The sequence below is a fragment of the Paenibacillus sp. Aloe-11 genome, from assembly GCF_000245715.1.
Taxonomy (GTDB): domain Bacteria; phylum Bacillota; class Bacilli; order Paenibacillales; family Paenibacillaceae; genus Paenibacillus; species Paenibacillus kribbensis.
Genome location: NZ_JH601050.1, coordinates 157,317 through 157,813 on the forward strand (window position 1 = coordinate 157,317; position 497 = coordinate 157,813).

Genomic DNA, 497 nt, shown 5'->3' on the forward strand with positions numbered 1-497 from the left:
GCCGGGAAGTCTTGGAAAGCTGGAAAGTATGTCCATCCAGCTGGCAGGAATTACAGGGACGGTCAAACCTGAGTTTAATCATAAAACCGTTATGGTTATGGCTGCGGATCACGGTGTATGTGAAGAAGGGGTCAGCGCCTTCCCGGCTGAGGTTACGCAGCAAATGCTGTATAACATGCTGTCAGGTGGTGCGGCCATTAATGTACTCGCACGTCATGCGGGCGCAGACGTCAAGGTTGTAGATGTTGGCGTCAATGCGGATGTCGCACACCCGGATTTGGTGAGCCGCAAGGTGCGCATGGGCACTTCGAATATGGCCAAAGGGCCAGCCATGCTGCGTACGGAAGCCGAGCAGGCAATTTTGGCCGGAGCTGAAGCTGTAGCCGAAGCGTTCGAAGATGGCACACGGCTATTCGTTACCGGGGAGCTGGGCATCGGGAATACGACAGCCAGTGCTGCGGTCGTATGTGCCCTTACCGGACTGGAGCCGGAGGTTA

The 497-nt window shown here is 55.9% G+C and carries 1 protein-coding gene; it reads left to right on the forward strand.

Features of this window, described 5'->3' with window-relative positions; all coding sequences use genetic code 11:
• The coding region (locus WG8_RS28125) for a nicotinate-nucleotide--dimethylbenzimidazole phosphoribosyltransferase (protein WP_007429402.1) at positions 1-497 on the forward strand (497 nt) is incomplete at both ends.